Below are 1,718 nucleotides of genomic sequence, written 5' to 3'. Positions count from 1 at the left end.
CCGTTCTGGGGCACCCGCGTCATCAAGGGCATCCAGCTCAAGGAGTACGCGTCCTGGCTCGACGAGGGCGCCCTCTTCAAGGGCCAGTGGGGGCTCGACCGCGACACGATCGAGTCCGAGGGCCGGCCCCGGCTGCGCAGGTGGCTCGATCTGCTCCGCACCCGTGGCCTGCTGGAGGCGGCCGTGGTCCACGGCTACTTCCGGTGCGTGTCCAAGGACGACGACCTCATCGTCCTGGACGAGCACGGCGCCGAACTCACCCGCTTCACGTTCCCCCGGCAAGGCCATGGCCGCAGGCTCTGCCTGGCCGACTTCTTCCGCCCGGAGGAGTCCGGCGAGACCGACGTCGTCGGCTTCCAGGTCGTCACCGTCGGCTCCCGCATCGGCGAGGAGACGGCCAGGCTCTTCGAGACCGACGCCTACCGCGACTACCTCGAACTGCACGGCCTGTCCGTCCAGTTGGCCGAGGCCCTCGCCGAGTACTGGCACGCCCGCGTCCGCACCGAACTCGGCATCTCCGGTGCCGATCCGGCCCGGCTCGCGGGCATGCTCCGCACCGAGTACCAGGGGTGCCGCTACTCCCTCGGTTACCCGGCGTGCCCCGACCTGGAGGACCGCGCCAAGATCGCCAAGCTGCTGGAGCCCGAGCGGATCGGCGTCCACCTCTCGAAGGAGTTCCAGCTCCACCCCGAGCAGTCCACGGACGCCATCGTCGTGCACCACCCCGAAGCGGGTTACTTCAACGCCGGGCGGCGCTCATGACGACGTTCTCCTTCGAGTTCTTCCCGCCCAAGACCGCGGCGGGTGAGCGCACCCTGTGGAACGCGGTGCGCAAGGTCGAGTCGTTGCGGCCGGACTTCGTGTCGGTCACCTACGGCGCGGGCGGATCCTCCCGGGATCGTACGGTGGCCCTCACCCGGCGGATCGCCGCCGAGACCACCCTGCGTCCCGCGGCCCACCTGACGGCCGTGGGGCACTCGGTCGCCGAGCTGCGGCACATCATCGGCAGCTACGCGGACGCGGGGATCACCAACGTCCTCGCCCTGCGCGGCGATCCGCCCGGCGACCCGCAGGGGCCCTGGGTCCCGCATCCGCGCGGCCTCACGTACACCCGTCAGCTGGTCGAACTCCTGCGCTCCCTAGGCGACTTCACCATCGGCGTCGCCGCCTTCCCGGAAGGCCACCCGCGTTCGCCCGACGCCGAGACCGATCTGCGGCACTTCGTGGCCAAGTGCAGGGCGGGCGCCGACTACGCCATCACGCAGATGTTCTTCGACGTGGACGACTACCTCCGGCTCAGGGACCGCGTCGCCGCCGCCGGCTGCGACACACCGATCATCCCGGAGATCATGCCCGCCACCGACGTACGCCAGATCCGCCGCTTCGCCGAACTCAGCGCGGCCACCTTCCCGGAAGACCTCGCCCATCGCCTGGAAGCGGCCCGCGACGACCCCGCGACCTCGCACCGCATCGGCGTCGACCACGCCGTCGCCATGGCCGACCGCCTCCTCGACGAAGGCGCCCCCGGCCTGCACTACATCACCCTCAACCGCTCGACGGCGGCCCTGGACATCCACCGCACCATCCACGCATCGAGGAGCCTCAGTGTCCACTGACACCCCCGACTTCAAGGTCGCCGACCTCTCGCTGGCCGAGTTCGGCCGCAAGGAGATCACCCTCGCCGAGCACGAGATGCCCGGCCTGATGGCGATCCGCAA

2 protein-coding genes and 1 pseudogene are annotated in these 1,718 nt (G+C 70.4%); all 3 read left to right on the top strand.

Annotation, left to right across the window (positions count from 1 at the left end; translation table 11 throughout):
- Nucleotides 1-762, top strand: a 762-nt coding sequence (locus tag ACWDD7_RS37670; RefSeq protein ID WP_450460706.1) for a vitamin B12 dependent-methionine synthase activation domain-containing protein, incomplete at its 5' end; no start/stop codon positions are given.
- Complete coding sequence (gene metF / locus ACWDD7_RS37665) at nt 759-1,616, top strand: methylenetetrahydrofolate reductase [NAD(P)H] (RefSeq protein WP_351881735.1); 858 nt, start codon at nt 759-761, stop codon at nt 1,614-1,616. The genes ACWDD7_RS37670 and metF, both read left to right, overlap by 4 nt.
- A pseudogene (locus ACWDD7_RS37660) lies at nt 1,609-1,718 on the top strand (adenosylhomocysteinase); the annotation flags it as partial. The gene metF and the pseudogene ACWDD7_RS37660, both read left to right, overlap by 8 nt.

This window comes from Streptomyces sp. NPDC001056, from assembly GCF_053598955.1.
This window is presented reverse-complemented; position numbering and strand designations above follow the sequence as displayed.